Consider the following 25,726-nt stretch of genomic DNA (forward strand, 5'->3'; position numbering starts at 1 on the left):
AAAAATACCGTCGGAAAACCAACGGCATAATTTTATAATATCATTGATACAAAATTAATTTACGGCTCCGAAAAGCCTCTGCAAGCGGACGAACCGATGCAAAGGACATATTTTGATTTAGCATAATAATAGGGTCTTGAATAATATCTCATCTTCATTCTGTCCGCCTCCTTTCGTAAATTAAAGTAAATATTTGACAATTAAATTGTTTTCAATATAACATATCAGAATGTTCGTGTCAAGAAAAAATAAAAGTATCAAATCATAATTGGCAGAACATTAACTAAATTATCTCTTTTATTCGTTTGAACACATTTCTTGATTCAGGCAAAAATCTTAACATTTGAAAATCATGGAACATATTTTCATAATCAAAAAGATAAGTTTCAACGCCCTCGGATTTGAGTTTTTCATATGCCGTAAAGCTGTCGCTTTGTCCCAAATCGGCAGAACCGCAAACCAATATCGTTTTTGGGAAATCGGCAAAACTTCCAAAGCAAGGTGACAAATAAGGATTGTATAAATCTTCGCCCTGTGCATAAAGCGTTATCCTATGAATCTTATCTTTCGCATCTTCATACGAAATTCTTTTTGGAATACCGTAAAACGGGTCACGATGGCAATTCTCTTTATATGACGAACCCGAGTTTGACATATCACCCCAAAATGAAAAGAGAATAACGGAACTTGGCAAAGGCTTTGCATTATCCCGTAATTTCATACAAAGCGAAACTGCCATATTTGCACCACAACTATCACCTATTACAACAATATTATTTGCATTTTCATTTTTAAGAACGCTCAAATAACAATTATAAACATCATCAAGCGGTATCGGAAACCTAACATCGGGATACACTCTGTAATCCACATTATAAACTGTTGCATTATTAAATAATCTGCTGTAATAAACAGATTCTCTGCGATAAAAATCCGTAAGTTTCACCTTAAAACTACCGCCGTGAATATGAAAAATCACTTTTTTTGACACATTTTTATTCGGTGATATTTTTTCAAGATAACATTCTCCGCATTTTACTCTTTCTGTTCTGAATCCAATCGGATGAAAATGTGATTTTTTATTATTCGATTTATTTGCAAGAGTGTTAGAGCGTGTTGCACTTTTTTCATATTTTGAATGACAAACAAAGCACAAAACACTTGTTACAATCTTTGATGTTAACGATTGTTTCATTTTAGTCCTCGGCTCAAAATTTTGAAGGAATTTTTGTACAAAAATAAGCAAGAAAAAACATTTCTCCACCAACCAAAATGATGCGGTGTGTATCTATAATACTTTTCTGCTTCCTGCACCAAAGCCAAATACCCAATGCCGAATGCAAAGCGAATCATCTCTTCTTTTGAACAGTTCACCGTAGTTTTTGCAATTTTATTATATGCAGATAAAGTCGTTTCTTTTTTGTCTAACATTTTATCAAATTCTAAATTTGCAAAGTCAAACATACAATCGCCCCAAAAAGTTCTCTCGGGGTCAATAATAATTAATTTTAAGCTGTCTTCGTTTTTCACGCACAAAATATTACCATACCATAAATCGCAATTCACCATAGATGCAGGAACATTTTTTAATATATCCTTATATTTTTCTGCGTAAAGCAACAACTTCTTGCCTCGCTTTGTATGCCTGCCTGTTCTTTCGATATCTTGAATCAAATGTTCTATCATACTTTTCAATGCAAGATGCCAATTATCATATAATCCATTTTGCAAATAGCCGAATTTATCATTTGACACCTTATGAAATTTTGCCGTTATTCTCGCTATTTCTTCGTTACACCAACGCTTTTCTTCTGCTGATAACTTGGCGTTATTTAACTGTTCGCCGTCCATTCTTTCCATTATAAAATAATCCGACGGAAAAACAGTATGCGAAAAATCTTTGTAATAAACATATGGAACCTTAACATCGGTATGTGTTCTGACTTGTGCGTACCAAAACACTTCGCCTCTCATCATATCCTGTTCATATGTGAGTATTCCTGTTTTATCAAGCGGAGAAACTTTCAACACATATTTTCCCATATCGGTAACAACATCAAAAACAGCATTATACTCACCATCACCCAATTTACTGTAGCTTTTCACTTTGCCCAAGCAAGCATTATCAAACATTATTTGAATTTGCTCTGCCGAAACATCAGGTTTTGTCCTGCTGATCATACGAACACCTCCTCGTGTATAACTCTATGTTATCGTCCGTCACAGCACTTTAATATAAATATTCCGATATTTATACAATAATTCCTTGAATATTTTAAAATTATATGATACTGTATAATCGGTGATTAAAATGAGCAAATATAAAATCAACATATTGAACGAAAGCCATATTTTTGAAGAGCGTGAAAACGGAATGACGCATAGTCCGTATAAGGCAGAAATCGAATTCTTATCCGCTGTGAAAAAAGGCAGTCGCACAGATGTCAAAAATTTAATAAACAATATAGAAAGAAACGGCATAAATATTGGCAAAATGTCTACTGATGACATAAGACAAATGCAATATTGGGCAGTTGCGGTATTCACTTTGATGACAAGGGCAGCTATTGAAGGCGGATTAGACGAAACGACTGCTTACAATTATTCCGACAACTGTATTATGACTATTGACAAATTCACCAAATCAGATGAAATTGTAAGTTTTATAATTCAAAGCAACATAAAACTTACCGATATGGTTGCAGAAAGTAGAGAAAACAGCGTATATCCACAGCCGATAAGGAAGTGCATGCACTACATCAACACTAATTTGCACGAAAAATTAGACATTTCAACACTTGCAAACGAATGCGGATTATCCGACGATTATCTTTCTTTTCTGTTCAAAAAGAATTTGGGAGTAAATCTTTCAAGATACATAAGAAGTCAACGACTTCAAGCTTCAAAAGAAATGCTCAAAGGCAATTATACAATATCCGACATTGCATATTATTTAGGCTTTTGTTCCGAAAGTTATTTTATATCATGCTTCAAAAAAGAATTCGGCAAAACGCCCAAAAAATTCCGAAATCAATTATAACTATATTAAAATTCGAAGCAAACCAACAAAAAACAGCCATTTCAAATTTTTGTTTGAAATGACTGTTTTTTAAATTTAATTATGTATATTTATTAATTATATTTTTATTCCATTAGATCTCCATTTCATAATAATCAACATCAATAATTGTACCGTCCGGATAGGTTAATTGCTCTGATTTTATCAGTGTATTAAAACCGAAATGCCGATAAATTTGTAAATTCTTTGTTTCTTTTGGTTCAACACCTAAAGTGTACTTTGTGTAACCTTTGTTTTTTAAGTCCTCAATTACAAATTTGAAAAGCTTTGAAAAATATCCTTTACCTTGATATTTTTTATCTGTACTGAAATTACACAGATATACAGTTTTAGTTCCAACAAGACCGTCACTGTTTTGAATAATATCTTCATCAAACATTGCAGTCGCTTGACAAATGATTTTGTCATTTAATTTTCCGTAATATGTAACAGCTTGACCGTTTTTTATATTCTCAACTGCATTATTTTTCACTAACTCTAAAGCCGATTTCTTTTGTCTTCGCTTTTGTTTTTTTATTTCATAATTCCATTTTGTTATCACTTCATCAACAGAAGCGATTTTACATATGTACTCTTTCATATTATTCCTCAAAACAAACTGATAATTATCATTTCTATATATTTATAATATCATAGTTAGCATAATTATCAAAGTGATTTTTAAAACAGAAGATTAATTATTTAATATTAAAAAATTATGTGTTATAATAGAGCAAGGTTAGATTAAATTTTTCAAATACGGTTTGTAATTTTCAGCATTAAAGCCACATCTCGCAGAAGGATGACGAAGTCCATAAATATGAACATCTCTCTTTAACACTGTTTTTACATTTTTATGTTGTTCACCTTTTAGATAAACACAATGACTTATAAAATCTCTTCTGCTACCCACAAAAATATTGCCGTTATCTAAATCAGGTTGTTTTTCAGTAACGGTTTTATTTTTGGAATAACTCGGCAGATTATTATAAACTGTTCTACCAAAAACAAATACTATATCAATTTCATTTTCATTTATAAATTCAAATAATTCATTATTGTATTTTTCTTTATTGTTTTTAATTAAATTTTTAGCTTTTGAATCACCTATACCACACAATCCGTCAACATAGTTTGCAAAATACACATTATTCCAAAAACATTCAAATTCATCATCAATATCCTTTACATTTTCAAAAAAGCATTTAGCAATTTTATGAAAAAATTGATATTTCTTTTCACTTGAATTTGAATAAAAATTTTGAACTACTGAATCAGTAGTAAAATCATTATACCCATCTTTATCATAATGTGACTCTCCTAATATAAGTATTCTTTTACTTTGATGTTTTACATTTTTACCTTCATAAACACCTTTAAACATTTTCATCACCATCCTAATTATAACAAACCAAATAGTTAATTACAACATTCATCAATCTTTACCGCTGAGCATATCGGCCAAGGCGTCATCCATTTTCTTTTGTGCCGAAGCCTCTAAATCTTTTGAATGTACGCCACGCTTTGTATTTGGATTTTTGATTTTCATAATAAACCTCCGAAAAAAATTTGTGAGAGCACTTTCCGCTTTCATATATAATATCGAATACAAAAACGAACTCAGTCCGCAATTTCATATTTTTTATTTCTGCTTATATGATAACTCAAATGATGTCCGCTTTTTATCTTATCTAAAAAATTATAATTTTTTCTAAAAACACATCAATAAAATTTAGTACATAATGCTTTAGGTTTTATCGGCAAAGAATAGGAAAAAGTTTATTTTGAAATTCATTTCTGAAAAAGAAAAAGCCTGCGAAAACGCCGTGTTTACGCAGGTTTTGGAGCTGATAGTCGGACTCGAACCGACGACCTGCGCATTACGAATGCGCTGCTCTACCAACTGAGCCATATCAGCATATCGGGTGTATCGAATGATACACCTTATTTAATTTTTACAAATGCAACGAAGATATTATAGCACATAGGTTTTTACTTTTCAAGCAAATCATTTAAAGTGTTGAAAACGAAATCAACAGATTTTGCTCTAACTTCGTTTCTGCCGATATTGCCAAACTGCATCGTACGAGTGATAACTTTTCCCGGGACATAAAAGCCAAAACAAACCATACCGACCGGTTTTTTGGCAGTGCCTCCCGTTGGACCGGCAACTCCCGTGATTCCTACTCCGACCTCGCTGTACGCTTTTTCGGCTACGCCCCTGCACATCTCCCCTGCAACCTGTTCGCTGACTACACCATAGTTTTTGATAGTTTCGGGGCTTACATTTATAAGTTCAACTTTTGCTTCGTTTGCATAGGTCACAAACGACATATCAAGCACCTTTGAAGCATTTGACACATTTACGAGCGTGCCGCAGCAAAGACCTCCTGTGCACGATTCTGCAAAAGAAATGTGGAAGCCTCTGTCAATTAATTTATTTACAACCTGTTCTTCAATAGTCATATTACTCAATACCGTTTTGGATTTTTGCCGCTGTCAATGTGTTTTTCATAAGCATTGCAATAGTCATCGGACCAACACCACCCGGAACAGGAGTGATGAAGCTGCACTTATCCTTTACATTCTCAAAGTCCACATCACCGCAGAGTTTGCCGTTTTCATCTCTGTTCATACCGACATCAATCACAACTGCGCCGTCCTTAACCATATCAGCCTTGACGAATTTTGCCTTGCCGATTGCAGCAACAAGAATGTCTGCGCCTTTTGTGATTTCTGCCAAATCACGGGTCCTTGAATGAGTGATTTCAACAGTTGCATTTTCGTGAAGAAGAAGCATTGCCATAGGCTTGCCGACAATGTTTGAACGACCGATTACAACAGCTTTTTTGCCCGAAACATCAACCCCTGTTGAATGGATAAGTTCCATTACTCCGGCAGGAGTGCAAGGCAAATAATTGTAATCGCCAATCATAATTGCACCGACATTTACAGGGTGGAACGCATCAACATCCTTGAGCGGGTCAATACGATTAATAACCTCCTTGTCGTCAAGATGTGACGGCAACGGAAGCTGGCAAAGAATACCGTTGATTTTGTCATCTTTGTTGAGTTTGTCAACAAGTGCATTGAGTTCTTCCTGTGTAGTTTCAGCCGGAAGTGCATATTTTACGCTGTAAAATCCGCAAGCCTCGCACGCAACCTCTTTGTTGTGAACATAAACTTGTGATGCAGGGTCGTCGCCGACAATAATTACTGCAAGACCCGGTGTAACACCCTTTGCTTTGAGTTGTTCACACTCTGCCTTAACATCCTCTTTTACTTTTTTTGACACAGCTTTTCCGTCGATAATATTCATTTTTTATTCCTCTTATCTTTCTTTTCCTGCTTTTTAAGAGCCTTTTGTTTTTTCTTTTCTTCAAGCTCAGCCTTTTGCTCTGCCTTTGCTTTTTTATTTGCTTCTTCTAAAGCATCCAAATCATCAAGTTGAAGTGCCTTTGGCAATTTACCTTTCTTATAAAGCGTCATAAAGTAAACAAAGAATGCAAGCGCCACAACAACAATTATTGCTGAAAGAAGCTGTGAAACCCTGATAGTTGTTGATCCGATGTACAATGAATCGGTTCTCATACCCTCAACAATCATACGTTCCGCACCGTAAAGCACACCATAGAGCATAAATATTTCTCCCTTGAATTTTCTGAAATAAGTTACAACAATATGAAGCACGACAAAACTCAAAAGACACCATACACTTTCGTACAAAAATGTTGGATGCACTGCTGTGTTCGGATCTACAGTTATTCCCTTTTGTGCAAGGAGTGCCGCCGAGTTTTCCAAAGTGTCGTGAATCTTAGGCGACCACATTCTGAACAATGCCGTGTCGGTATTAGTGCCAAACGCTTCCTGATTAAAGAAGTTGCCCCATCTTCCGATACCTTGTCCGATCAACAAACCGAGAGAGCCTAAATCAAGAAGATTAAGAAAATTAATTTTGCCAATCTTGCAGCCTATTGCAGCACCGATGAGAGCGCCGATAATACCGCCATAAATCGCAATACCGCCATTCCATATTGCAGGAATTTCGTTGAGATGTTGTGAATAGTAATCCCATTCAAAGGCGACATAATAAAGCCGTGCACAAACTATACCGAAAAGTGTACCCCAAATAAGCACATCGGTCATTCCGTCAAGGCTCATTTTCCATTTGTAAGCCTTACGACCGCCGTACAAAACAGCAAGTGCAAAACCGAAAGCAATAATTATTCCGTACCAATGAATGTCGTAGCCGAACACGCTGAAGGCTACCGACGGCAGATTAAAATCTATACCCAAGCCGTCAAAATATACATGTGTGATATTAGACATCTAATTCCTCCCTAATAAATCTAATGTATAATATAACACATATTATATCAAATTTCCATACTATCAAAGCAAAATATACAGAAGTGCCAAAATTAATTTGCTGTCTGCTCCCTCTTTTGACAAAATTAAAATAAGTGCAAGAATAAGTCCCTGCGAGCCGTCATTGCCCGACGACGAAAAAAGAGAGCCTGTTATATCCCCCAAAAAAGAAAGCGGCGACTCATTTTTGTTTTCTTTTTCCGTCTTATCTTGGTTATCGTTGCAAGGCTTTGAATCAACATAATTATTTGCTTTTTTTCGCATTTCTTCAACACGGCGCTTTGCGTCATTTATATCATTTGAATTAAATTCGTTCATTTAAAACAATTCCTTTATGTACGGAAGAATATCAAACAATTTCAAAATACGGATTGCTTTATCGGCTTTTAGTTGAGATTCCTCCGACAAATGCGGTTTCAGTGCAATAATCAAATCCGCATCTTTTGATGAAGTGTTGTTCATTTTGTCAAAAATCTTTTTTGCCTTAAGCATCATATTCAAGTCGCTTTGCGAAAGATTTAAGCCGTTTGCAAGAACAGAATTTTTATCACTTTCGGTTGATTTTTGTTCATCGGCATTGCCGTCGCCTAAAATCGACGAGGCAACACCTTTGAGCATTTCTATATCATTTTCGGAGAGGGAGGAAATAATATCGTTTAAATTATCCATCACATTACCTATTTTTTCATAAATTTCTGCATAAGTGCTTTTGCTTCGGGGGTATTGAGTAATTTTTCCGTGGCATTTTTATCTGACAGAACCTGTTTTACTCTTTGCTGTGCATCAGGAGGCAGGTTTTTATTCATATAGCTGTCAACATTTCCGCTTTGAACAGCCTTTTTCAATTCATCAACGTTAATATTTTTCATTGAAACACTCGCCCTTTCATAGTATAATCTAATTAAAGATATGATTAAATAAGGTGGGATATGAATGAGAATAGTTGTTATGTCTGACAGTCATCAAATGGTTTCTGCGTTACTCGACATTATTGAAAGACACAAAGAAAATTCAGATTTATTTTTGTTTTTAGGTGACGGCAACAAAGATCTTGACACGGCACTTGCGTTGCATCCCGAAATAAAAATTGACAGGGTAAGCGGAAACTGCGATTTTATGTCGGATTATCCGGCAAGCAAGGTTATTGAATTTGCAGGAAAAAAAATCCTGTTTACTCACGGTCATCCATACAATGTTAAATACGGATACCACATGCTTTGCAGTGAAGCAAAATCAATCGGTGCAGACATTGTATTGTTTGGTCATACTCACATTCCGTATGTTGAGACAATCGACTCTATACATTATATGAACCCAGGCTCTGCACGTGACGGAAATTACGGCATTGTTGACATTGAACCAAGCGGAATTATGATGTATAATGTAAAAATTTAATTATACAAATGTTAATTTTTAAATATACACTTGTATAAATTCGAAATTGTGTTATAATAGACATACTAAAATATTTGTACAAGAGGTTTATGATATGAAAGACCAATTATCATGCAGTGAAATCACAAAGCGTAAGATTGCGGCTGCGTTGAAAGAATTAATGCAAACAACACCGTTTGAAAAAATCACCGTTTCGGACATTTCAAACAAATGTGAAATGCACAGGCAAACATTTTACTATCACTTCCAAGACAGATATGAGCTTCTCGACTGGTTGCTTTATAACGAAATTATTAGCAATCTCGTTAACAATTTTTCATATGAAACAATGGAAGAAAACTTTTTGACATTATTCAACACAATGTACAACGACAAGAAGTTTTATCAAAATGCAGTTAAAATCAATATGGGTGATGTTTACTCATATCTTTCTAAAATTGCCACAAATCAATTTGAAAAGATTGTTAAAGAAATCATCAAGAAAAATTATCTCAATCCAATTAATGACGACCATTCCGCTGTTGCTGAATTCTTCGGTTTTGGTTTAGGTGGAGTTATTATCAGCTGGGTTGACAAAGGTATGAAAGAAACGCCTCAAGAAATGGCAAACAAAGTTAAATCGTTTATCGAACAAATCGGAATTATTGTTTCAAAGAAATAAAACAAATGTAAAGCCGTTGGGTAATGTAAAAAATTATTACTCAACGGCTTTTTTATTTAAAATATTTGTAAAGTTGAGTTCTTTACAAATCGATATTTATTTGCCAAAAATGTTGAAAACTATGTGGAAGGAATGTTGAAACAGCGGTTTTTAGCACCTTTAGAATGTGGAAAAGCGGGTGGAAAGTGTTGAAATCGTAAAGTTTAAACTTTTACAGCGACATAAATTGAATTCTCCAAACAGTAATTTCCACTTTTCAAATATACAAATCGAAAAGTAAAATTGCTTTACAAAACAAAAAGGACCGTTCAAAAGCGAACAGTCCTTTATATTATATTAATTATTTTTTGAAAAATGAAACAATGTCGTTGAATGAATCATCATCATTTGAAGTAAAGCTTGCAGGAGCTGCAGGAATCTCTGTTGGAGGTGCTACAGGCTTTGAAGCTGTTGTTGACTTGATTGGAGCACCCGGACCGTCCTCACCGAAGCGAGTAGCGATAACAGTGATAATCATTTCGTCCTCAAGATCCTCATCGAAGTTTGCACCCCAGATGATTTCACAATCAGGATGAACTGCTTCCATAACAACATTAGATGCAGCATCGATTTCTTCAAGTCCGATATCTGTTGAACAAGTGATGTTAAGAAGAACACCGCGAGCACCATCGATAGATGTTTGAAGAAGAGGTGAAGAAATAGCTTGCTGAGCTGCCATTTCTGCCTTGTCCTTGCCCTTGCCGTGACCAACGCCCATATGTGCGTAGCCGGCATCCTTCATAATTTCTGTAACGTCTGCAAAGTCGCAGTTTACAAGACCTGTTGCATTAACAAGATCTGAAATACTCTGTACACCCTGACGAAGAACGTCATTTGCAATTTCAAATGCATTGAGAAGAGTAATCTTTTCCTTAGAAACAAGTTTGAGGTTTTCGTTTGGAATAACCATCAAAGAGTCAACATTTGAAGCAAGCTCATTGATACCGTCTTGAGCCTGTTGCATACGACGCTTACCCTCAAAACCAAATGGAGTTGTAACAACACCAACGGTAAGGATACCCATTTCCTTAGCGAGTTTTGCAACAACAGGAGCCGCACCTGTACCTGTTCCGCCGCCCATTCCGGCTGTTACGAACACCATTTCGCAACCTGAAAGAACATCTGTCAATGCTTCCTTTGATTCCTCTGCTGCCTTGAGACCAACCTCAGGTCTTGCACCGGCTCCACGACCCTTTGTAGCCTTTTCGCCGATGAGAATTTTATGTGTAGCAGATGACTTGTCAAGAGCAGGCTTATCAGAGTTGATTGCTACGAACTCTACGTCCTTAACTCCGCACTTAACCATACGATTTACAGCGTTTCCGCCGCCGCCACCTACGCCAATTACTTTTATTGAAACAACCTTGTTGTCGTCAGTATCGATTTCATATCTACCCATTTTTTTATTCTCCTTATCTTTATTTTTTCGGTACAACACCTTTTTAGTGCTTCACAACTGTTATTGTAACAGTTTTGTAACTACTTTGCAATACTTTTTAAAAAATAATCTAAATATTTTTTCCAACCTTTATAAATTTATACCTGATATTGTTGTGCAAAGTGCATAAATTATACAATTTGTAAGTTGTGATGTAAGTTTTTAACTTTACAGCAGAATTTTTAAGATTTAATCATTTTTTCTCTGTAAAGTAAATTTGCTTGCTATTTGTTGCTGTCAAAGTGCCCTCTGCACCCGGATTGCTGTCATTTAGCTTTTCTATAGCTGTTAAAGCTGTAAAGATCTTATCTTGTATACCGTTTGTTTCACCGATTTTTATCGTTATACGATTATCATAAACAACATAGTTGCTGACAAGGCTTTCGGAATATACTGCCGTAATCTTTTTTAGCTTTAAATCAGCTATTGTTTGCATTATTTTTTGAAGATCTCCTACGAGTTCTTTGTTTGTTAATTCAGCTACTTTGCCCGGAACGGCATTTTCAAACGCTATCTTTTTTACTTCAATCCCTTTTTTTGGCACTGCTTTAACATTAGCTTCGAGAATTTTAAAGTTGTTGTCAAAATAAGTATAAGTGTTATTACTATTCTTTACATAATAAACATATTCAGGTTCAGTTATATTTACAACAACAGTTGACGGAAGTTTTCGAGTAATCTCTGCACTATAAACATAAGGTAAATTTTCTTGTAACTTTTGCGTTGCACCTTTTTTGTCGATAGTAAAAAGATTTTTTTCTTTCTCGATAGGCAAAACTGCAGTAATCTGCTGAGAAGTATATTTCTTTGCCCCGTTTACCTTGATGGTGTCAATTTTAAAGAACACACTTAAACTCAAAACGGTAACCACAACGGCAATAAGCAAAACTAATCCGATGGCTGTAAACGCAATTCTGAATTTCTTTTTCAGTTTACGCTTTTTCTTTACATTGACGCCTTGTTCTGCCTTTTGAACACCTTTTTTCTTTGGAAGTGTTTTTTTCTTTTTGTTTACTGTTTTTTTCTGATAGGTTTCTTGCTTTGGTTGATTTGAACGTTGCTGACCCTCACGATAAATCTTTGGAGGTTCAAGGTCAAAGAAGCCAAGTTCATCATTGAGCGGCTTCATTGCATCATTATTTTCTTTTTTTGGTATATTATTCTTTTTCATCATACAACCTCTTTACATCAGCTCCAAGAGTTGAAAGCTGATTTTCGATACATTCGTACCCTCTGTCAATATGATAAATATCCCTGACAGTTGATGTTCCCTCTGCCTTCAATGCCGCAATAACGACCGCAGCACCGCCTCGCAAATCCGTACATCTTACATCTGCCGAATGAATATTTTTTACACCGTTTACAACGGCTATCCTGTCATTTACAGATATATCCGTGCCAAACAAATTCAGTTGCTCGGTATGCTTATATCTATTTTCAAAAATTGTTTCCTTAATAATAGAAGTTCCCTTGGCAACAGAAAGTGCAGCCATAACAGGTGCTTGACAATCAGTCGGAAAACCAGGATATGCCATAGTTTCTATTTTTTTAACTCTTTTAAGTCGTGGCGGAGCTTTGATGAACACCGAGTTTTTACCTGTCATAACCGTACAACCCATCTCATCAAAAACGGGGATTGTCGGCATAATATGCTCAACCCGCAAATCATTAAGTTCAATGCTTCCGCCTGTAACAGCACAAGCAGACATCAGCGTTGTTGCCAAAATCCTGTCAGGAATAACTGTATGCTCTGTACTATGAAGCGATTTGACGCCCTCGACAACAATAGTCGGTGTTGAAATACCTGAGATTTTTGCACCTGCTTTATTAAGGAACAGAACCAAATCCGCTATCTCCGGTTCTCTTGCCGCATTGACAATGGTTGTTGTTCCCGGTGTTAAAACCGATGCAAGAATGATATTTTCTGTTGCACCAACACTTGGAAACGGCAAAACAATCTCTGCGCCTTTAACGTTATTTTTTGAGGCGCACACATTATGTCCATCGGTATAGACACGGTATCCAAGTGCTTTTAGACCTTTAAGATGCAAATCAATAGGGCGAAGTCCGATTTCGCAACCACCCGGAAGATATAAGCACGCATCACCCGTTCTTGAAGCAAGTGCGCCTAAGAAAATAATCGATGAGCGAAGTTCTTTCATATATTCCTCAAGGATGTTATTGCGAATAATATTTGACGCATCAACGATAAGCGTGTCATCATTTCGTGTGACCCTTGCTCCGAGATAGCGTAAAATATTTACGGTTACTTCAACATCCGAAAGACGTGGGCAATTATGTAAAACCGTAATTCCGTCAACAAGAATACAGGCTGAAAGAAGCGGAAGTACACCGTTTTTTGCACCGTGAACAGAAATAGTGCCATCTAATTTTTTCCCGCCTTGAATTTGCAAATATTTCATAAAACCACCTATGGCAGTTTATGAACTATTCAAGCAAAATGTTAATTATTTCGCAAGAGAAAGAATAATATCGGCAATTCTTTCACGAGAATCAAGAATTGCCATAGACTTTGCATTCTTTTCTATATCCGCAAGTTCTGCTTTATCACTTATAAGTTCATTCATTAGTGATTTGAGTGAGTCTGTTGTCAAATCCTTTTCACGCAAAATTCTTGCCGCATTGCGATTTACAAGAGCCATTGCGTTGTGGAACTGATGATTTTCGGCAACATACGGAGATGGAATAAGGATTGACGCTTTGCCCATTGCCTCAATTTCGGACAAAGATGAAGCACCTGCTCTTCCGATTACTAAATCAGCGGCAGCCATACAAGTGTCCATATTGTCAATGTAAAGTCTAACTTCTGCGTTGCCTTTATAATATATATTTTCGGCTCTTTTTGTAAAGCCGTTTGCTTCAAATTTTTCAAGATATTCCTTGCCGTTTGTGCCTACTGAATGAATATGATAAACGTCATTCTTTTCGGCATCTTCAAGGATGATATCAAACATTGCTTCATTCAGCGGAGCTGCACCGAGTGAACCGCCAAACGACAAAACAAGAGGCTTATCGTCTGCAATACCCAGTTCGATTCTTGCCTCAAACTTTGATTTTTTAAGCAGTTCGCCTCTTACAGGAAGTCCTGTGATTACAACATCACACTTAGCTTCCATATGATTTGCTGCGTCCTCAACGGTAAGCATAACCTTGTCCACTTTTTTTGCAAGTTGTTTATTAGTGATACCTGGAAAAGCATTTTGCTCGTGAATACAAGTCGGAATATGAAGCTTTGCAGCCTCATCGAGAACAGGACCTGAAACATAACCGCCAAAACCTATAACTACATCCGGTTGAAAATCCTTGATGATGTTTTTTGATTCTTTTTCAGACTTCAAAAGCTTGCCGACGGTTTTTACATTTTCAACAATAGCTTTTGGTGAAAAAGAACGCTTAAAGCCATTGATGTCGATAGTTTTAAACTCAAATCCCGCATTCGGTACAAGTCTTGATTCCATATGGTCAGCAGTACCGATAAACATAATTTCGCAATCAGGATGTTGTTCTTTGATATATGATGCAACGGCAAGTGCAGGATTTATATGACCCGCAGTGCCTCCGGTTGCAAATAAAAGCTTCATAATTTCTACCTCAATAATTTTTAGTATTTACCTTACGAGAAATCGACAAAACAACGCCCATTTCAAAGCAAAGCATAAGCAATGATGTACCGCCGTATGAGAAAAACGGCAATGCAATACCTGTGTTTGGAATTGTATCGGTTACAACAAGAATGTTAAAAATTGTTTGAATTGCAACCTGCGCAACAATTCCGATTACAACAAGTGAAGAAAATCTATCTTCGCATCTCTGGGCAATTTTGACGCCTCTCCAAAAAAGAATTCCGAAAAGTCCAATGATTAAAGTTGCACCAACGAAGCCGAGTTCTTCGCACACAACTGCAAAAATAAAGTCGTTTTGCGGCTCGGAAACATAAAGATATTTCTGTTTTGAATTGCCCAATCCTACTCCCCAAAATCCACCTGAACCAATAGCATACAGTGAATTGTTGGTTTGCCATCTCAGTCCGCGTGGTTCAAAAGCTTTATCTGTCCACGCTCTGATACGATTTCCCTGATATCCCGGAAGAACATCCGGATTTTTTATTACGATAATTGCAACGACTGCAACAAAGCATAATCCCGCAACATAATATTCCCATCGAGTGCCACCGCAGAACATCAGTGCAAGACCAATCATGAATACAAGCAGTGTACACGAAAGATGGTTTTCCATATAAATCAGCACACAACAAGTGCCAATCAAGAGAGCCGGAAACAAAACTCCCTCTTTAAAATTCTTCATTTTTCTGTAATTTTTACTTATATAACCTGCCAGCACAAGTATCAGTGCAAATTTTGCAATATCTGACGGCTGAACTGTAATCGGGCCTAACGGTATCCAACGCTTGAATTCCTCTCCGTTTCGTACTATATCAACATGATAAAACAAAACAAGGACAAGCAAAAAAACAGCAATTCCGTAAAGTGGTTTTTCTATTACTTTAAGGAACTTATAGTTCAATTTTGACACAAGCAACATCAAAATTACGCCTGCAACAGCAAAAATGAGCTGACGTTTAAAATAATAATAGGAGTCACCTTCGTTTTGAAGTGCATAGGGATATGTTGCCGAAAACAACATTATAAGCCCGATTGTTACAAGGGCAAGTGTTGCGGCAAAAAACGGCAAATCAAAGCCGCCGTTAGCAACAAAAAATGACAAGCCCGAATTTTTATCAAACGGATTTTTAGGTTGCTTTTTTGATTTTTTTCGCCTTGGCTGTTCTTCAAAGTTTTCATTTTGTCTTGAAGAACGGCGTGGAGGCTCTAAATCTCTTCCTGCCATAATTGACTCCTTTCGCAGATTTTTTACTGATTACTGACCAAAATACATAAGCACAAGTGCGATTGCACATCCAACTGCATTTACGATTGAAAATACAACACAGATTTTCTTTTCTTTCCATCCGCACATCTCAAAATGGTGATGAATAGGTGCCATTTTGAAAATACGCTTGCCGTGAGTTATTTTGAAATATCCGATTTGAATAATATCACTCATAGTTTCGCCAACATAAACAAGACCGATGAGCACAAGCAAAAGCGGGCATTTGATTGCAAAACCAAGTGCAGTTACAAGTCCGCCGAGGAAAAGCGAGCCTGTGTCGCCCATAAATGTTTTTGCCGGGTTCCAGTTCCAGCAAAGAAAGCCCAAAACTCCACCCAAAAGTGCAGATGAAATAATGCCAAGTCCTGCAAATTTGAGCATTACCGAAGCAATAATAAATGTGATTGCAACCGTAAATGTTACGCTTGAGCAAAGACCGTCAATACCGTCAGTGAGGTTTACACTGTTTACACAACCAACGATGATGAAAATCGAAACAAGCCAAAAAACAACGCCTGTGATGAAATTCTTTTCAAAATTTACATTACCGATAAAAGGCAAATACCAAACTGTATTGTGCGAAAGCCAAAGAGTTGCTGTATAACCGAGTGCCATAACGACCTGACCGAATGACTTTTGCTTTGCAGTTAAGCCCTCATTTCTTTTGAGCTTAATTTTGATGAAATCATCGGTAAATCCGATAACACCGCAGCCAAATGCCAAGCAAAGACCTGCGATGATAAGCACCTTATCTCTGCCGACAAGAACAGAAGCATAGTCGCTTTCAAGTTTACCGCCTGCAAGAGTGAACGAAACTGCACCGATAACAAATGCAACGATAATACCGATGATAAACATCAAACCACCCATATTTGGAGTGCCTTGCTTTGACTTGTGCCAAGAAGGACCGATGTCCAAAATGGTTTGACCGAATTTTAATTTACGAAGCCACGGAATGATTACAAAACCCAATCCGGCTGTAACGCCAAAGGCTATAACAGCGGTTATAATATATGCAACAGTAATGCTCATTATTTTCTCCATCCTTTATATACAGTATTTATTACATCCTCAAGTTTCATACCTCTTGAACCTTTGAATAAAACAGCGTCGCCTTTTTTCGCTATACTCAAAAGCATTTCCGACAATTTTTCTTTATCATCAAACAAAAATGCGTTTCCTGCTCCGCCTTGCTTTGCACCGTCAACATAAAACTTTGCATCATCGCCAAAAGCAAGAAGATAATCAATTTTATTTTCGGCAACCGCCTTGCCAACATCGGTATGAGCGATTTCGGAATAATTGCCAAGTTCAAGCATATCACCCAAGACAGCAATTTTTTTATTACCTTTTATATCGCTCAAAGTTTTAAGTGCGGCACGCATTGAATCCGGAGAAGCATTGTAGCAATCTTCGATTGACGTTATGCCGTCAATGTCAACAACCTTTTGGCGCATACCTGCAGGAACATAATTTGCAAGAGCATCTGCCGATTGTTGAGCGTCTATATCAAGAAAATATCCAACAGTAAAAGCCGCAAGAGCATTGTACACATTATGTATTCCGATTGTCGGAATAGAAATATGCTGTTTTTTGCCGTAATATGCAACATCAAATGATGTTGAATTATCTGCTTCAACAATGTTTTCCGCCTTGAATTCACCGTTTTTAATTCCGTAAAAAACAACCTTATGGTGTTCATCCTTTACGGATTGAAGCATATCATTGTCGCCGTTCAAAATGAGAGGTGCACCCTCTGCAAGTCCCTCGCAAAGTTCAAGCTTCGCCTTTAGAATTCCCTCACGAGAGCCAAGATTTTCAATATGCGAAACTCCGACATTTGTAATAAGTCCGATTGTCGGCTTAACCTCATTGACAAGTCGAGAGATTTCGCCAAAATGGTTCATACCCATTTCTATAACCGCTGCCTCGATGCTGTTGTCAATTTGGAACAACATTTGAGGAACGCCGATTTCGTTATTGAGATTTCCAAGAGTTTTGATTGCATTATACTTTGCCGACACAACAAGGTGAGTGAACTCCTTTGTTGTTGTTTTGCCGACCGAGCCTGTCAAACCGATTACAGGAATGTCAAACTTTGAACGATAATATCCCGAAAGGCTGAGCATAGCCTTTGATGTATCGGCAACCTTGATATATGCACCGTTCGGCTCGATATCGGAATGAATCATCACGGCAGATGCTCCGAGTGAAAGTGCCTCGTCTGCGAATTGATGAGCGTCAAAGCGTTCACCCTTAATACATATAAAAAGGCAACCCTTTGTGATTTTTCTTGTATCTATGCACACCGAATCAAATTCGGCATCTTTGTTATATGTTGCACCCAAATACGGTGCAATTTCTGATAATTTCAGTTTTTCCATTATTTGTTAAGTTCCTCTAAAACCTCTGCAACAACTTCTCTTTCGTCAAAATGAATTGTGCCTGTCGGGAGAATTTGGTATGTTTCGTGTCCTTTGCCGGCAAGGAGAATTATATCATCCTTTTTCGCATTTTTCATTGCCCACGCAATAGCTTCTTTTCTATTTTCAACAACCTCATAAGGAGTTTTGCTGTCCTTCATTCCCTCAAGAATGTCTTTGATAATGTCGCTTGGATTTTCGCTTCTTGGGTTATCGGAAGTTACAACGCAGAAATCAGACAAGTCAGCTGCGATTTTACCCATCTTTGGACGCTTGGTTTTATCTCTGTCACCGCCGCAACCAAAGACCGTAACAACTCTGCCCTTTGCGATTTCCTTTAAGGATGAAATAATATTTTCAAGCCCGTCAGGTGAATGAGCATAGTCAATAATAACAGTATAATCCTGATTTGGTGTTGGCACAACTTCAATTCTGCCTTTTACACCGTTTGATTTGCTTATTGCTTCAAGCACGTCTGTAAAATCAACTCCGAGCGTGAGTGCCACAGATGTTGCACAAAGTGAATTATACACACTGAATCTGCCCGGAATAGGACAATTAACTCTGCCGATTTTTTCGCCGATGAGGTCGTATTTTACGCCTTCCGATGAAAAACGAACATTTCTTGCCGTGTAATCTGCTTTCATATTGTCAACACCGTAAGTTACAACCTTGCAGTCGCAACCGTCAACAATTTTAATTCCGTACTTATCATCAATATTTGTTACGGCAATATCACAAGCTTTGAATAAAAGCTTCTTTGCTTCAAAGTAATTTTCCCAAGTTTTGTGATAATCGAGATGATCCTGTGTGAGATTTGTGAATGCACCGATATAGAAATGTATTCCCTCTACTCTGCCTTGAGCAAGAGCCTGTGATGAAACTTCCATAATGCAATACTCACAGCTTGCATCAACCATTTTTCTGAAAAGTGACTGAAGTTCGTATGGATCAGGTGTGGTGTAGTGTGCAGGGTAAATCTCATCACCAACCATATTTTGAACCGTGCCGATAAGACCACATTTTTTACCGACATTTTCAAGAATTTGCTTAATCAAAAATGTTGTGGTTGTTTTGCCGTTTGTGCCTGTAAGTCCTATAAGTTTTAGACTATCGGCAGGATTACCGAAAAACGAAGCACATATAGGAGAATAAGCCTTGCGTGTATCATCAACAATAACCTGATTTGCAAGACCCAAATCGTGGTCGCACACAACTGCAACTGCACCTTTTTTGAGCATTTCCTCTGCAACCGAATGGCCGTCAAACGATGCACCCTTTATGCAAACAAAAAGGTAGCCTTCTTCGACCTGACGGGAATCGGCCGTTACATCCTTTACTTCAACATCCTTATATTCATTTTTTACCTTTACATCTTTTAAAACCTGTGAAAGTTTCATTTTCTCACTCCTATATATTATCAGTCGAGAACTGAGTTTGTATTCTTAAACGATACGGTGATTACCGTGCCGGCAGAAACCTTTGCACCTTTTTCGGTGGACTGGCGATAAGCCACAACATTTGATGCCGACAAATTAATACCGTTAATTTCAATATTCAAATTATTTTCGCTTGCCAAAGCATTGGCTTCGCTTATTGTAAGTCCCGAAAAATCCGGAACGGTAACGACTTGTTTTTCTTCATCGGTTGTGTAAAGAACAACCGTGCCGTTTGTCGGAATTGTTGATGAAGATGCAGGTGATTGACGAACAACCTTTTTTCCGTCGCCGATAACCTTGCATTTAAGATTCTTTGAATTAAGTGTCGATTTTGCCTCGCCGACCGATTTGCCAATTACATTTGGTGTGAAAACAGAAAGATTTTTGCTTTCCTTTTCGTCATACTCAGGCTCGATGTTCATTTCCTGCATACAAGTTTCTACAACCTGAGCGGCAATAGGGGCACAAAGAGCACCGCCGCCCAAATCTTGGTTTGGCTCATCCATAATGATTATCATTGCAATTTGCGGATCATCTGACGGAGCTATTGCTGCAAACGAAACGATATATTTTGTTTTGTCATTTGTCGACTCTGCAAGTTTGGTTGATGTGCCTGTTTTACCGCCAACACGGTAACCTGCAACATAACCGTTTTTACCTGTACCGTTGTCAACAACAGACTTCATCATTCCCATAACCTTTTTAGATGTGTCCTTACTGATAACACGTCTAATCTCGGTTGGCTGAGTTTTCTTTACTGTGTTGCCGTTTGCATCAATAATATGGTCAACGACATATGGTTTCAAAAGTGTTCCGCCGTTTGCCAATGCACAAAGTCCCGTGCAAAGCTGAATAGGAGTCAAACTGTTTGATTGACCGAAAGAAGCGGATGAAAGTTCAACAATACCATATTGATTTTCTTTATAATATTGTGAGCCTGCCTCACCCGGAAGGTCGATTCCCGTTTTTTGAGTAAATCCGAATGCTTCAAAATACTTGAAATAATTGTGCACCCCAAGTTTTTGACCAACCGTAATAAAAAACGGGTTGCACGAATTCTCAAGACCTTGAGTAAATGTTTCCATGCCATGTCCCGGATGGTAGTGACATCTCATAGTGTAATCTTTTACACGAATTGAGCCTGTGCAATTATAGGTTGTATTGAGATTTACAATATTTTCTTCAAGAGCCGCCGCGGCGATAAATGTTTTAAATACCGAACCCGGCTCGTATGTACTCGATGTAACAAAGTTGTTCCACTGATTTTGAATTGCCTCGGATTTTGCGGCAATTTTTTCATCCTCATCGGTTATTTTTTCAATCGCCTTGATATTTTTTGAATATGTAAGCTTATACGGTTCGTTACAATCGTAATCGGGAAGCGAAGCCATTGCAAGCACGCCGCCCGTTTTGCAATTCATAACAACGCCGTATGCACCCTTTGCTTTATATTCATTCATTGTTGCAGAAAGATTTTTCTCAAGTGTATACTGAACATTTTGATTGAGCGTAAGCACAAGAGAATTGCCGTCAACTGCATCAATCGAAGTTTCGTAATCTGTCGGAAGATTATGTTTTTGAGCATCCTTAACAGTGATAATTCTGCCGTTTGTACCTCTCAGTTCATCCTCATAATAATATTCCAAGCCATAAAGACCTTGATTATCATCACCCGTAAAGCCAAGAATGTTTGATGCAAATTCGCCATAAGGATAATAACGCTTTGTGTTTTGCTCAGTACCAATCATATTTGAAAATTTGTTTTTAATTTTGAAAGCGGTAATCTCTTCCTTTATATCATTTTCAACCTGCTCGGCAATTATTACATAATGGGTGTCTTTTTTACTTTTTTCCAAAAGTTCTGCCTTGCCTTCATCATCAAGTTTCAGAATTTTGGCAAGACCTTCCACAACCTTATCTCTGCTTTTGTCTGTGATATTTTTTGAATCGAGAAAAATATCCCATGTTGTTGCCGATTGAGCAAGAACATTTCCGTCACTATCGAAAATTGAACCGCGTTTTGCCTCAATTTCGGTATCGGAAAGTTGCTGACTTTCTGCTTTTGCGGAATATTCTTCACCCTTGATTGTGGAAATATAAAAAACCCTGAACGCATCGAGAGTAAAAAGAAAGGCGATAACAACAGCCAGTATGGTAATTCGCTTAAATCCTTGTTTTTTAAAATCGGTTGCCATTATCTTCACCTCATCCCTGTCAAAAATCGTGTTTTTTTGCACACCTATAAAAAAGCATTTTAGAGAGTAGGAAAATTCCGACTCTCTTATATAGTACGCTGTAAAATTTTATTTATTACTCAACTGCTTTTCGGCAAGAGTTTTGTTTTGATTTATTTCTTTCATATATTTTTGTTTAAACTGATTTACATCCATATACTGAATTTGATTAGATTTCATCTTTGTCATATGAAGCTTATTGACAGCATAATCATCAATCATACTGATTGAAACCATTGTATCAAGTTCGCTTTGCAAACTGATATTTTCACTTTGAGCGTTTGAAATGCTTGTTTTTACCGATGAAATATTTCTTGTCAATTCATTTTTTACGGCAAACGAATATAGAGTTAACCCAACGAAGCCGATAATCATAGCTGCAACCAAAACAAGAGCCATTGCCTTTTTTGTGCACAAAGCTTGTTCGTGCTTGATTTGTGTTGAAGCCTTTACGCTGTCATTTTCGCGAACCTTGAGCGTTCTCTGTTCCTCAGGCAAATCATCTTCTCTGCGTTTAGGAGCAGCAGATGTGCGTGAAAGATTAAAGCCGCTAATCATATACGATGTATCGTTTTGATATGAGTATCTGCGAAAATCATTTGCATTTGTCACTATATCCACCCCCGCTATATATAATGTAATTAATAATTATAATTAAAACTTTTCAAAGCATCTTAGTCTTGACGACCTTGCTCTAGGATTTTCTACAAGTTCTGCTTCTGTCGGAGCTTTTGACTTAAACACAAGTTTACCAAGTGGTTTTTTGCCACAAACACAAACAGGAAATTCTTTTGGGCAAGTACAAGGATTAGCCCATTTGTTGAACTTCTCCTTAACGATTCTGTCCTCAAGCGAATGGAAAGTTATAACCGAAAGTCTACCTCCCGAAGCCAAACATTCAATCGCCTTGTCGAGTGTTTTGTCAAGCACATCCAGCTCGGCATTAACTTCAATTCTCAATGCCTGAAATGTTTTTCGTGCCGGATGCGAATCACGCATTTTTGCCTTTGGATACGATGCTTTGATAATATCCACAAGCTCGCCCGTTGTTTCAATAGGTTTGTCCTGCCTATAAAGAACAATATTTTTTGCAATTCTGCGAGAGAACTTCTCTTCACCGTATCTAAACAAGATATTGGCAAGTTCCTCTTCGCCGTAAGTGTTTACCACATCTTTTGCGCTTATACCCGATTTGCTCATACGCATATCAAGCGGCGCGTCCTTGTGGTACGAAAAGCCTCTGTCTGCTGTATCAAGCTGGAAGGAGCTCACTCCCAAATCAAGCAGCATACCATCAATAGATGCCACATTCAGCTCCTTCAAAACTTGATCAACATTAAAAAAATTATTTTGAACAATAGTGACATTTCCCAAATCATCCAGACGCTCGTGAAGGACCTTGATCGCATCGGGATCTTGGTCAATCGCAATGAGTCTGCCGGCTTTTGCGGCAATGGCTTTTGAATGTCCGCCACCGCCTGCCGTACCATCAACTATTGTTTTTGTGCTGTCAATATTGAGCGAATCAATAGATTCGTCAAACAATACGCTCTTGTGTACAAATTCCATATCAGATACCTATACCGTTGAGCTCGTCCATAATATCGATAACCTCTTCCTGACTGATAGAAGCAACCTGATCTTCAAATTTAGTTTTATTCCAAATTTCAATATGGTTGATGTTACCGAAAACAACCGCTTCCTTTTCACCTGTAAGTGCAACCTTATCCTTTAGACGTTCACCGATAAGGAGTCTGCCCTGTGAATCAAGGGTCACCTTATCTGCTGACGAAACAAGATACATGGAAATCTTTTTCTTTTTTTCGGTAGGAAGTTTGCTGCTTTGAACATTGTTCAAAAGTTCTTCCCATTGGTCTTGCGGATAAAGCGAAATGAAATCACCGAGTCCGAGAGATGCAACAAATTCCTCGCCGAGGCGGGAACGCATATGAGAAGGGATGGCAATACGGCTCTTTGCATCAAGCTTATGCACACGATAGCCATACAAATAGTTGTCCATTTTGCTTTCTCCTCTCAAAAATCGGTTGTGTTCCCCACAAATTCTTTAAATTTAGGGATAAAAGTGTTTTCTCAATACACTCTATGGGGTTACGCCCCACTTTATTTACATTATAATAGTATCTCACGACTAAGTCAAGAGTATTTTTCTATAAATGCAAATAATTTTTGCATTTATAAAATAACCATATTTTTGACGATATTTTTTTACAATTTGATACTTTTTTACAATATTTCAAATTGCCAAACCAACTTTTATGTGATATAATGGATTTATTCTATTAACTAAAAGAAAGCTATGGTGATTTGTATGGAAGAAAGAAAAACCACCTGGGGTGAAAAAATCGGCTTTGGAGTAGGTGCAATAGGTCTTGACCTAAGCTATGGTATGTTTTATTCATTTCTAAGTTACTATTTGTCAAGTGTTTTGGGTCTTAAAGAGGGATTTTTATTGCTCCTCACCCCACTTGCAAGAATTTGGGACGGCATCAACGACCCTATGATGGGCACGATTGTTGACAACACTCGTACCAAGCACGGCAAATACAGACCGTGGATTTTGATAGGCGCTATGTCTAACGCGGTTGTTTTGTTCTTGTTATTCACAAAATTCGGATTGAGCGGAACAGCTCTTTATGTTTACATCGGTGTTATGTATGTACTTTGGGGTATGACAAACACAATGGCAGATATTCCGTATTGGAGTATGATTCCAAGTTTCACATCGGACCCTAAAGACAGAAACCTTGTTTCAACAGTTGCAAGAACATTCTCTGGCTTGGGTCAAGGTATTGTAACAGTTGCTTCCCCTATCATTTTGCCTTTGCTCTCAACAGGCATAAAGACCGACAAGGGTTACAGCGCAACAGGATTTTCAAGATGGGCAGGAATTCTTGCGATTATGCTTGTACTGTTCTCCGCAATCTGCGTATTCACCACAAAAGAAAAGAATGTTGTTTACGGCGAAAAGACAAAATTTTCATTCAAAAAAATCTTTTCTGTTATTAAAAACAACGACCAACTTGTTGTATTTATGATATTTGCTATGCTTTCAAATGCCGGCTGGTATTTGACATCGGGAACTGCTGTTTACTACTTTACAGATGTACTCGGCAATCCAAAGGCACAATCATTGTTCCAGACAATCGGCGCAGTCGGTTCTGTTCTCGGTCTTTTGGTTATTCCGATTCTCTCAAAATGGTTCAACAAAAAGGTTATCTATCAAATTTCACTCATTGCTACCATCATCGGTTATGTTTTGATGTACATCTTTGGTCCTATCCTCAAGAACACAATCGCACTTGATATTGCATACATCATTTCATCAACAGGTATTGCCGCAATGTTTGTTGGACAGACTGTATTTCTTGCAGACATTGTTGACTACGGTGAATTCAAAAACGCCGAGAGAAACGAATCAATCACATTCTCTATGAAAGGCTTTTTGCAGAAGATGGCATACACCATTCAAACTCTCGTTTTGTTTGGCGGTTTGGCAGCTATGAACTACAATGAACAAATCACATCTGCAACAAAGCAAATCAACGATTCAACAAAAGCAGGAATCGGCATCATTTGTTTCGCCGTTCCTCCTGTACTTATCTTGCTCTCACTCATCGTGTTCACTGCAAAATTCAAGCTCCACGGTGACCTTGCAGACCAAGTACACGACCACATTGTTACAAAGCGTGCAAGCGAAGCAGAAACTAACGAATAATAATACTTAACGGCATAACAAAAA

General features: G+C 37.5%; 26 protein-coding genes and 1 tRNA gene. 4 read left to right on the forward strand and 23 right to left on the reverse strand.

The genetic code is table 11. The features are described 5' to 3' along the window. Positions 1 to 283: 283 nt before the first annotated feature. On the reverse strand, positions 284 to 1,195 hold the full coding sequence (locus Q0E03_RS05205) for an alpha/beta hydrolase fold domain-containing protein (protein WP_297130038.1): 912 nt from the start codon (positions 1,193 to 1,195) through the stop codon (positions 284 to 286). Next, complete coding sequence (locus Q0E03_RS05210) at positions 1,192 to 2,181, reverse strand: phosphotransferase family protein (protein WP_297130040.1); 990 nt, start codon at positions 2,179 to 2,181, stop codon at positions 1,192 to 1,194. The genes Q0E03_RS05205 and Q0E03_RS05210 overlap by 4 nt, the downstream gene beginning before the upstream one ends. A 130-nt stretch (positions 2,182 to 2,311) precedes the next feature. On the opposite strand from Q0E03_RS05210, the gene Q0E03_RS05215 reads away from it, so the two are divergent. Continuing rightward, positions 2,312 to 3,040, forward strand: coding sequence for an AraC family transcriptional regulator (locus tag Q0E03_RS05215; RefSeq protein WP_297130042.1), 729 nt, complete (start codon positions 2,312 to 2,314; stop codon positions 3,038 to 3,040). Between the two features lie 112 nt (positions 3,041 to 3,152). Here the strand turns inward: Q0E03_RS05215 and Q0E03_RS05220 are convergent, their stop codons facing one another. The 9 genes from Q0E03_RS05220 to Q0E03_RS05260 all read right to left on the reverse strand — a co-directional run bounded on the left by Q0E03_RS05220 (position 3,153) and on the right by Q0E03_RS05260 (position 8,295). Then, entirely contained in the window at positions 3,153 to 3,659 is a 507-nt protein-coding gene (locus Q0E03_RS05220) for an N-acetyltransferase (protein ID WP_297130044.1), read from the reverse strand. 138 nt (positions 3,660 to 3,797) lie between these two features. Beyond that, a complete protein-coding gene (locus Q0E03_RS05225; protein ID WP_297130046.1) occupies positions 3,798 to 4,442 on the reverse strand; it encodes a hypothetical protein in 645 nt (214 codons plus the stop codon). Positions 4,443 to 4,900: 458 nt separating this feature from the next. Then, positions 4,901 to 4,976 (reverse strand) — tRNA-Thr (locus Q0E03_RS05230). Positions 4,977 to 5,050: 74 nt separating this feature from the next. Continuing rightward, positions 5,051 to 5,524 carry a CinA family protein gene (locus Q0E03_RS05235; RefSeq protein ID WP_297130048.1) on the reverse strand — a complete coding sequence of 158 codons (474 nt, stop codon included), beginning with the start codon at positions 5,522 to 5,524 and terminating at the stop codon, positions 5,051 to 5,053. Position 5,525: 1 nt separating this feature from the next. After that, entirely contained in the window at positions 5,526 to 6,377 is an 852-nt protein-coding gene (gene folD / locus Q0E03_RS05240; protein WP_297130051.1) for a bifunctional methylenetetrahydrofolate dehydrogenase/methenyltetrahydrofolate cyclohydrolase FolD, read from the reverse strand. Next, positions 6,374 to 7,387, reverse strand: coding sequence for a prolipoprotein diacylglyceryl transferase (gene lgt / locus Q0E03_RS05245; RefSeq protein WP_297130053.1), 1,014 nt, complete (start codon positions 7,385 to 7,387; stop codon positions 6,374 to 6,376). Before lgt ends, folD begins: the two co-directional genes overlap by 4 nt. Before the next feature lie 63 nt (positions 7,388 to 7,450). Further along, the gene (locus Q0E03_RS05250; protein ID WP_297130056.1) at positions 7,451 to 7,744 is read right to left on the reverse strand and encodes a hypothetical protein; all 294 of its coding nucleotides are present in this window, start codon (positions 7,742 to 7,744) and stop codon (positions 7,451 to 7,453) included. Continuing rightward, positions 7,745 to 8,095 carry a hypothetical protein gene (locus tag Q0E03_RS05255; protein ID WP_297130057.1) on the reverse strand — a complete coding sequence of 117 codons (351 nt, stop codon included), beginning with the start codon at positions 8,093 to 8,095 and terminating at the stop codon, positions 7,745 to 7,747. A gap of 8 nt (positions 8,096 to 8,103) precedes the next feature. After that, on the reverse strand, positions 8,104 to 8,295 hold the full coding sequence (locus Q0E03_RS05260) for a hypothetical protein (protein ID WP_297130059.1): 192 nt from the start codon (positions 8,293 to 8,295) through the stop codon (positions 8,104 to 8,106). Between the two features lie 64 nt (positions 8,296 to 8,359). On the opposite strand from Q0E03_RS05260, the gene Q0E03_RS05265 reads away from it, so the two are divergent. Both Q0E03_RS05265 and dhaS read left to right on the forward strand, forming a co-directional pair. Continuing rightward, positions 8,360 to 8,821 carry a metallophosphoesterase gene (locus Q0E03_RS05265; protein WP_297130062.1) on the forward strand — a complete coding sequence of 154 codons (462 nt, stop codon included), beginning with the start codon at positions 8,360 to 8,362 and terminating at the stop codon, positions 8,819 to 8,821. Positions 8,822 to 8,915: 94 nt separating this feature from the next. Beyond that, positions 8,916 to 9,482 (forward strand): dihydroxyacetone kinase transcriptional activator DhaS, encoded by a 567-nt coding sequence (gene dhaS, locus Q0E03_RS05270; protein ID WP_297130064.1) that lies wholly within the window; start codon positions 8,916 to 8,918, stop codon positions 9,480 to 9,482. A gap of 340 nt (positions 9,483 to 9,822) precedes the next feature. Here the strand turns inward: dhaS and ftsZ are convergent, their stop codons facing one another. From ftsZ to Q0E03_RS05330, 12 genes are all read right to left on the reverse strand, one after another. Then, the gene (gene ftsZ / locus Q0E03_RS05275) at positions 9,823 to 10,920 is read right to left on the reverse strand and encodes a cell division protein FtsZ (RefSeq protein WP_297130066.1); all 1,098 of its coding nucleotides are present in this window, start codon (positions 10,918 to 10,920) and stop codon (positions 9,823 to 9,825) included. 232 nt (positions 10,921 to 11,152) lie between these two features. Further along, the gene (locus Q0E03_RS05280; protein WP_297130068.1) at positions 11,153 to 12,133 is read right to left on the reverse strand and encodes a cell division protein FtsQ/DivIB; all 981 of its coding nucleotides are present in this window, start codon (positions 12,131 to 12,133) and stop codon (positions 11,153 to 11,155) included. Beyond that, positions 12,117 to 13,382: a UDP-N-acetylglucosamine 1-carboxyvinyltransferase gene (gene murA / locus Q0E03_RS05285; RefSeq protein ID WP_297130070.1), complete on the reverse strand. Its 1,266-nt coding sequence runs from the start codon at positions 13,380 to 13,382 to the stop codon at positions 12,117 to 12,119. The genes Q0E03_RS05280 and murA overlap by 17 nt, the downstream gene beginning before the upstream one ends. 45 nt (positions 13,383 to 13,427) lie before the next feature. Next, complete coding sequence (murG, locus tag Q0E03_RS05290) at positions 13,428 to 14,561, reverse strand: undecaprenyldiphospho-muramoylpentapeptide beta-N-acetylglucosaminyltransferase (protein ID WP_297130073.1); 1,134 nt, start codon at positions 14,559 to 14,561, stop codon at positions 13,428 to 13,430. 10 nt (positions 14,562 to 14,571) lie between these two features. Beyond that, positions 14,572 to 15,828: a putative lipid II flippase FtsW gene (ftsW, locus tag Q0E03_RS05295; protein WP_297130075.1), complete on the reverse strand. Its 1,257-nt coding sequence runs from the start codon at positions 15,826 to 15,828 to the stop codon at positions 14,572 to 14,574. A 30-nt stretch (positions 15,829 to 15,858) separates the two neighbouring features. Beyond that, on the reverse strand, positions 15,859 to 16,902 hold the full coding sequence (gene mraY, locus Q0E03_RS05300; RefSeq protein WP_297130077.1) for a phospho-N-acetylmuramoyl-pentapeptide-transferase: 1,044 nt from the start codon (positions 16,900 to 16,902) through the stop codon (positions 15,859 to 15,861). Further along, complete coding sequence (gene murF / locus Q0E03_RS05305) at positions 16,902 to 18,254, reverse strand: UDP-N-acetylmuramoyl-tripeptide--D-alanyl-D-alanine ligase (protein WP_297130080.1); 1,353 nt, start codon at positions 18,252 to 18,254, stop codon at positions 16,902 to 16,904. Before murF ends, mraY begins: the two co-directional genes overlap by 1 nt. Next, positions 18,254 to 19,693: a UDP-N-acetylmuramoyl-L-alanyl-D-glutamate--2,6-diaminopimelate ligase gene (locus Q0E03_RS05310; protein ID WP_297130083.1), complete on the reverse strand. Its 1,440-nt coding sequence runs from the start codon at positions 19,691 to 19,693 to the stop codon at positions 18,254 to 18,256. The genes murF and Q0E03_RS05310 overlap by 1 nt, the downstream gene beginning before the upstream one ends. Before the next feature lie 20 nt (positions 19,694 to 19,713). Continuing rightward, complete coding sequence (locus tag Q0E03_RS05315; protein WP_297130086.1) at positions 19,714 to 21,927, reverse strand: penicillin-binding transpeptidase domain-containing protein; 2,214 nt, start codon at positions 21,925 to 21,927, stop codon at positions 19,714 to 19,716. Positions 21,928 to 22,035: 108 nt separating this feature from the next. Beyond that, the gene (locus Q0E03_RS05320; protein ID WP_297130088.1) at positions 22,036 to 22,578 is read right to left on the reverse strand and encodes a hypothetical protein; all 543 of its coding nucleotides are present in this window, start codon (positions 22,576 to 22,578) and stop codon (positions 22,036 to 22,038) included. A gap of 42 nt (positions 22,579 to 22,620) precedes the next feature. Further along, entirely contained in the window at positions 22,621 to 23,535 is a 915-nt protein-coding gene (gene rsmH / locus Q0E03_RS05325) for a 16S rRNA (cytosine(1402)-N(4))-methyltransferase RsmH (RefSeq protein ID WP_297130090.1), read from the reverse strand. A 1-nt stretch (position 23,536) separates the two neighbouring features. After that, positions 23,537 to 23,986: a division/cell wall cluster transcriptional repressor MraZ gene (locus tag Q0E03_RS05330; protein WP_297130092.1), complete on the reverse strand. Its 450-nt coding sequence runs from the start codon at positions 23,984 to 23,986 to the stop codon at positions 23,537 to 23,539. A gap of 309 nt (positions 23,987 to 24,295) precedes the next feature. Here Q0E03_RS05330 and Q0E03_RS05335 point away from each other — a divergent pair, with 309 nt between their 5' ends. Further along, positions 24,296 to 25,702, forward strand: a complete 1,407-nt coding sequence (locus Q0E03_RS05335) for a glycoside-pentoside-hexuronide (GPH):cation symporter (protein WP_297130095.1) — start codon at positions 24,296 to 24,298, stop codon at positions 25,700 to 25,702. The last annotated feature ends 24 nt before the right edge of the window (positions 25,703 to 25,726 follow it).

The sequence above is a fragment of the uncultured Eubacterium sp. genome, assembly GCF_934525195.1.
In the GTDB taxonomy this organism is placed as follows: domain Bacteria; phylum Bacillota; class Clostridia; order Oscillospirales; family Acutalibacteraceae; genus Eubacterium_R.